The 6,000-nt window shown below is 72.8% G+C and carries 6 protein-coding genes and 1 pseudogene; 4 read left to right on the plus strand and 3 right to left on the minus strand.

Annotated elements, in window-relative coordinates:
- Positions 1 to 217 precede the first annotated feature (217 nt).
- Positions 218 to 1,324: a succinyldiaminopimelate transaminase gene (gene dapC / locus D452_RS0100260; protein WP_017542180.1), complete on the minus strand. Its 1,107-nt coding sequence runs from the start codon at positions 1,322 to 1,324 to the stop codon at positions 218 to 220.
- A 140-nt stretch (positions 1,325 to 1,464) separates the two neighbouring features.
- Positions 1,465 to 1,785, minus strand: coding sequence for a ferredoxin (gene fdxA, locus D452_RS0100265; RefSeq protein ID WP_014908468.1), 321 nt, complete (start codon positions 1,783 to 1,785; stop codon positions 1,465 to 1,467).
- 183 nt (positions 1,786 to 1,968) lie between these two features.
- Between fdxA and D452_RS0100270 the strand changes: the two genes are divergently transcribed.
- The 4 genes from D452_RS0100270 (at position 1,969) to D452_RS0100285 (ending at position 5,754) form a co-directional block, all read left to right on the plus strand.
- Entirely contained in the window at positions 1,969 to 2,253 is a 285-nt protein-coding gene (locus D452_RS0100270) for a putative acetyltransferase (protein WP_040692621.1), read from the plus strand.
- A gap of 123 nt (positions 2,254 to 2,376) precedes the next feature.
- The gene (locus tag D452_RS0100275) at positions 2,377 to 3,738 is read left to right on the plus strand and encodes a hypothetical protein (protein ID WP_026128838.1); all 1,362 of its coding nucleotides are present in this window, start codon (positions 2,377 to 2,379) and stop codon (positions 3,736 to 3,738) included.
- Positions 3,739 to 3,829: 91 nt separating this feature from the next.
- Positions 3,830 to 4,567, plus strand: a complete 738-nt coding sequence (locus D452_RS0100280) for an SDR family NAD(P)-dependent oxidoreductase (RefSeq protein WP_017542183.1) — start codon at positions 3,830 to 3,832, stop codon at positions 4,565 to 4,567.
- A gap of 104 nt (positions 4,568 to 4,671) precedes the next feature.
- Complete coding sequence (locus D452_RS0100285) at positions 4,672 to 5,754, plus strand: site-2 protease family protein (protein WP_017542184.1); 1,083 nt, start codon at positions 4,672 to 4,674, stop codon at positions 5,752 to 5,754.
- A gap of 14 nt (positions 5,755 to 5,768) precedes the next feature.
- Here the strand turns inward: D452_RS0100285 and D452_RS27290 are convergent.
- Positions 5,769 to 6,000 (minus strand): annotated as a pseudogene (locus D452_RS27290) (hypothetical protein); the annotation flags it as partial.

Here is a 6,000-nt window from a genome sequence, read left to right on the forward strand (position 1 = left end):
GCGGAACGCCGGTCCCGGCCTGGTCGGACAACTGCCGCGAGGTCACCTGGTCGGCGTGCGGTGGGCCGGTCCCCGAGCCGTTCCAGGCCCATCCGGCCTCGCTGGACGGCGACCACAAGGACACTGGGTGGTGCTGCGGTACCGGCCGTGTCCCGACACGGACGCGACGCGGCGGCGCGGTCCGGAGGCCGACGGCCCCGGACCACACCGCCGACGCTCACTCGGCCAGGCGCTTGGCCGCCGCCTCCACCCGCTCGTCGGTTGCGGTGAAGGCCACGCGGACGTGGCGCTCGCCGGTCGGCCCGTAGAAGGCGCCGGGGGCCACCAGCACACCGCGCTCGGCCAGCGTCCGGACAGCGCCCCACGAGTCGTGGTCGGGGTGGCTGGCCCACAGGTACAGACCCGCGTTCGAGTGCTCGACGCTCCACCCGGCGCCCTCGAAGGCCGCACGGAGGCGCGTGCGGCGGGCCCGGTAGCGCTCCTTCTGCTCGGCGGCGTGCGCGTCGTCGTCCAGCGCGGCCCTCATGGCCGCCTGGACGGGGGCGGGGACGATCATGCCCGCGTGCTTGCGCACGGACAGGAGTTCGGCGACCAGGTCGGGGTCGCCCGCGACGAAGGCTCCGCGGTACCCCGCGAGGTTGGAGCGCTTGGACAGCGAGTGGACCGCGAGGAGGTTCTCGTGGGAGCCGCCGCACACGTCCGGGTGCAGGATCGAGACCGGCTCCGCGTCCCAGCCGAGGTCCAGGTAGCACTCGTCGGAGGCGACGATCGTGCCCCGCTCACGCGCCCACTCGACCACCTTGCGCAGGTGGTCGGCGCCGAGCACGCGACCGGTGGGGTTGGCGGGCGAGTTGACCCACAGCAGCTTGACCTCGGCCGGGCCGAGGGCGGTGAGGCTGTCCGAGGCGACCGGGGTGGCCCCGGCGATGCGCACGCCCGCGTCGTAGGTCGGGTACGCCAACTCGGGGAGGACGACGGTGTCACCAGGGCCCAGGCCGAGCAGCGTGGGCAGCCAGGCCACCAGTTCCTTGGAGCCGACCGTGGGCAGGACCGCGCCGTCGGCGACCCGCACGTCGTGGCGGCGCTCCAACCAACCCTGGATGGACGCGCGCAGCTCGGGCGTGCCCCAGGTCAGCGGGTAGCCGGGCGAGTCGGAGGCGTCGGCGAGGGCCGCGCGCAGGTTCGCGGGCACCGGGTCCACGGGCGTGCCGACCGAGAGGTCGACGATCCCGTCCGGGTGGGCGGCGGCCGTTCTCTTGTACGGCGTCAGCCGGTCCCACGGGAAGGTCGGAAGCCGATCGGTCACCGGTCGACGTTCACCCATCGGTGCACTCTCCATTCGGTTCTCGGGCCGTTCAGGTCTCGGTCGGGCCCCACACAACAGCGTCGCGCCGACCCCGGGTGGGGTCGGCGCGACACGTCACGTCGGCGACGCGACCTCTGCGCCAAGGGGTCGCGCGCGGCTCACTCGGCCTGCGGAGGCAGCTTGGCGACGATCGGGTGGTCGCGGTCGATCTTGCCGACCTTGGAGGCGCCGCCCGGGGAGCCCAGGTCGTCGAAGAAGTCGACGTTGGCCTTGTAGAACTCGGACCACTGCTCGGGCAGGTCGTCCTCGTAGTAGATGGCCTCCACCGGGCAGACCGGCTCGCACGCGCCGCAGTCCACACACTCGTCCGGGTGGATGTAGAGCATGCGGTCACCCTCGTAGATGCAGTCCACGGGGCACTCGTCAATGCACGCCTTGTCCAGCACATCAACACAGGGCTGCGCGATGACGTAGGTCACGTCGTACTCCTTGTCTCACCCCCGCTAACCCGCGGGGAGGCGGGGACCTTCAGAGGGCACCGGCACCGGTTCCGACGTGCGGGCGTCGGCCTTGTCCGGGCTCTGTAAAGCGATTGGCACAGATGTCGTACTCCTAGTATGGCGTCGGAGAGCACCCATCGCACACTCGGGGGGTTGGAAACCTTGCACTTGGGCGGACGGCTCGTACACAGGATCACGCCGGAGGACCTGGGCTCCAGGGTCTCCGTGCGAATCACCCGCGCCGAGGGCGGCTTCACCGATATCGTCGGCGTGGTGGAGTCCTGGACCGACGGCGTGCTCACACTGCGCAGGAGGGACGAGTCCACGGTGGAGGTCGCCGAGACCGACGTCGTCGCGAGCCGGGTCGTTCCCCCGGTTCCCCCGCGTCGGAACCGGCCGAGGCCCCAGGCGCCCACAAGCTGGAATTCTTCGGACTTTCCGGGGTAGGACAGGCTCAGCCCGGCGCAGCGAACCCCCAGCCGTGACCCCGGGCGGACAACGAAGCACCGACCCGGCCGTCCCACCCCCTGACGGACCGGGCACGAGGTACGCGGGGAGGTGGCGCCCATCATGAGGGAGGCAGTCGCGTCCGCACTCGCCGAGCTGGCCCGGCGGGACGAGCGGGCGGCCGACCTGGCACGACTGGCTCTTGACACGCTCGCCCCCGACCAGGAGATCCAACGGCTCAACCAGCACGCGGTGCAGCGTTTCTGCTGGTACGAGCTGCCCATGCGCTTCCAGGACTCCGCCGACGACCGGCTGTTCGCGGTGCGTTCCCTGAGCCACCTGTTCCAGCTCCTGAAGCTGAACCGGTACGCGGACGTGTGCCGGGCCCCCGAGACCACCACCCTGCTGACGCTGTACGACGTCGACCACACGGCGGGGCTGGCCATGTACGAGCGGCTCATGTGGGAGTCCGGGGTGGAACCGCCCGATCTGCCCGAACTCACCTGGGGCACCAGTGTGGGCGACGTGGAGATGCACGCCCGCCGGGAGACCGCCGCCGCCCTCGAACTCGCGATCACCCTGGGCGACATCCGCCCCGGCAAGAGCGGCTGGCGGCCCGCCCAGGAACGGTTCGCGCGGTCCTTCCTCACGCAGCCCGACCACCGGGGGCTCAGCCACCTGTACCGGGTCCGCGAGGAGCGGGTCCGGGCGTGGATCTCCTCTTCGGCGCACCCGCACCGGCAGCGGCTGTGGCCGCTGGTGGGACAGATCATCGCGGGAGCGGACGTCCCACGCGGTTCGACGGCCGCGATGGCGCCGCTGCAACGGATGCTGGACCTGGCCTCGGAGGGGATCGCGCTCACGCAGATCGGGTACATCTCCCCCGGCGTGGTGCGGCAGCTGTGTGAGGACTTCGGCTGGTCCACCTCCCCGGAACCGCCGCGCAGCGAGACCGACGCCACCCAGATCATCGCCCTGCACCAGGTGCTGCGCACGATGCGCGCCGTGCGCCGGTCCGGGCGCCGGCTCGAACTCACCCGGCGCGGCCAGCAGCTGCGCGAGGACCCCGAGGCGCTGTGGCGAGCCGCCACGGCGACGCTGTGCCGGACCGGCGGCATCCAGCAGGCCGCCGCCGAAACCCTGCTCGGGATGCTGCTGGGCCGTTCACCCCAGGGCCTGGGGTCGCACGCCAGACCCGGCACCTCGGACGCGGAGGCGGCCGAGCGGGCCCTGACCGAATCCGGGTGGCGCCCGGTCGACCCGCCCGTGGCCGCCGGACGGCACGCCGCCGCCCACCGCCGCGCCGCCGAGACCGCCTCGGACCGGGTGCGCGCCATGGTGATGGCGGTGGGCTGGCTGCTGGAGGCGCTCGGGCTGGTCACCGGGGACGACAGCGAGGGCCTCCGGGAGCTGACCCCCGCGGGGCGGGCGTTCGCGGTGGCGTCCCTGCACAAGTCGGCGGTGGCACCCCGAGCGGTGGTCTGAGGCGGCGTCCGCGCCCCGAACACCCGATGCCATACTTCTCCCCAGCCAGCGCCCCGAGGACGGGTGCGGCCGTCGAACCGGGGAGGCTCCCATGTCACGTCAGGTCACCGTTGTCACGGGCGGGAGCCGGGGCATCGGCGCGGCCACCTGTGTCCGGCTGGCACGGGACGGCCACGACGTGGTCCTCGGGTACGCCCGGGACGAGGCCGCCGCGCTGCGGACCGCCGAGCGTGTGCGCTCCGCCGGAGGCCGGTGCGCGACCGTGCGCGCCGACACCTCGGAGGAGGCGGGGGTGGAGCGGATCTTCGACACCGCCGTCGCGGACTTCGGCCGGGTGGACGGGCTGGTCAACAACGCGGGCGTGACCGGGCCGCTCGGCGCGTTCGCGGACGTGTCCACCGAGGATCTGCGCCGCGTGGTCGACGTGAACCTGCTGGGCTACCTGTTGTGCTGCCGACGCGCCGTGCGGGAGATGAGCGCGGGCGGGGGTGCGATCGTGAACGTCTCCTCCGCCGCGGCCACCCTGGGCAGCCCCGGCGAGTACGTGCACTACGCCGCGACCAAGGCCGCCGTCGACACCCTCACGGTGGGGCTGGCCAAGGAGCTGGGACCGGTCGGCGTGCGGGTCAACGCGGTCTCCCCCGGCGTCACCGAGACCGACATGCACGCCGCGATGGGCGCTCCCGACCGCCCCGTCCAGGCGGCGTCGCGCATCCCGCTCGGCCGTGCGGGGCGTCCCGAGGAGATCTCCGGGGCGATCGCCTGGCTCCTGTCCGCGGACGCCTCGTACACGACCGGTACCGTCCTGAGGGTCGCCGGAGGAATGTAGGGCGAGGTCAGGGCGAGAGCCCGGCGGGTGGGGCACCCGCTGCGAGGAGGTGCGCACCAGGGCCTAATCTGGAGCGCGAACCACCCGCGACCAGCAGGAGCATCATGCCCACGCCCGAGCCGCCGCAGTCGACGGACCCCGACGCCGTGAACGTCCCCGACAGCGAGGCGGACCACGGCGAGCGGACGCGCGCCGCCGACCCGTGGACCCAGATGCCCGACGACGCCCTGAACGCCTCGGGGGTCGGCGCCGACCGCTCGGACGGCCCGGACGAGGGTTCGGACGAGGGTTCGGACGACGCGTCTTCTGCCCAGGGTCGCGAGGGCGCCGAGGAGGGGCCCGTCAAGGGCGTCAGGGGCGCCCGCTCGGAGGGGGCCACGACCGAGCGCGCGGAGAGCTGGGCGGACTTCCTGCCGAGCCCGGTGTTCCTGCTGGTGCTGGGCCTGGCAGGGTTCGCGGGCTGGCTGTCCTGGACCCACGCCGAGCTGGACTGGGCCGACGAGGGGACGTCCGTCACCCCGCTCATCCCGCCGCTGCTGATCCTGCTCGGGTGGATCGTCTCGGTGGCCGTGCACGAGTTCGCGCACGCCCTGGCCGCCTACCTCGCCGGTGACCGCTCCCTGCGCGGCAGCGCCTACCTGCGGTTCAACCCGTTCGCCTACCGGGAGGCCTTCGGCGGCCTGGTGTTGCCGGTGGTGTACCTGGGGCTGGGCGGGTTCGGTCTGAACGGGCCGCCCACCTACGTGGACTGGGAGCGCGTGCCGAGCCGGGGCCGCCGGATCATGGTGGCGCTGGCCGGTCCGCTCGCCAGCCTGGTGCTGTCGGCCCTGCTGGCCCTCACCGTCTCACTGCTGGTCCCGGTCGGCCAGGACACCACGAACTGGGCGATCTCCTCAATCGCGTTCCTGTCCCTGGCCAACCTCACCAGCGCGGTGGTGAACCTGCTGCCGGTCCCCGGGTTGGACGGTTACCACGTCCTGGCCGCCTTCCGAGGCGCCCGCTGGACGGAGTTCGTCCGCGTCAACGGGCTGTTCTGCTCGATCGCGGTGTTCGCCGTCCTGTGGCTGCCGGTGGTGCGGGACGTGTTCGAGAAGTCGGCCTACGCGCTGTTCGACCTGCTCCTGCCCAACCCGACCATCCCCGGGATGATGTTCCACGGGAAGCTGCTGCTCCAGTTCTGGGCGTAGGCCGCCCCCGGCGGCTACGCCGAACGAGTGACCACGGGGGTGGGGCGCGGCGGCAGGACGAAGCTGCGCATCACCCCGACGGCCAGGGCGATCATCGAACCGAACAGGAAGACGTAGTTGACCAGCTTGGCGGAGAACACGATGTTCCCGCCGGTCAGGTAGCCGAGCATGACCAGCATGACCGCGACGTAGCCGACCGCGAAGCCCACGGCGCCGGACTGGCGGGGGGCCCCCCCCCCCGCCCCG

The organism is Nocardiopsis prasina DSM 43845 (genome assembly GCF_000341265.1).
GTDB classification, from domain to species: Bacteria; Actinomycetota; Actinomycetes; order Streptosporangiales; family Streptosporangiaceae; genus Nocardiopsis; species Nocardiopsis prasina.

What these genes read in the sequence shown, in the direction of transcription:
- D452_RS0100275 (WP_026128838.1), top strand. Translation starts at nt 2,377, where the DNA reads ATGAGGGAGGCAGTCGCGTCCGCACTCGCCGAGCTGGCCCGGCGGGAC.
- D452_RS0100280 (WP_017542183.1), top strand. Translation starts at nt 3,830, where the DNA reads ATGTCACGTCAGGTCACCGTTGTCACGGGCGGGAGCCGGGGCATCGGC.
- D452_RS0100285 (WP_017542184.1), top strand. Translation starts at nt 4,672, where the DNA reads ATGCCCACGCCCGAGCCGCCGCAGTCGACGGACCCCGACGCCGTGAAC.
- dapC (WP_017542180.1), bottom strand. Translation starts at nt 1,324, where the DNA reads ATGGGTGAACGTCGACCGGTGACCGATCGGCTTCCGACCTTCCCGTGG.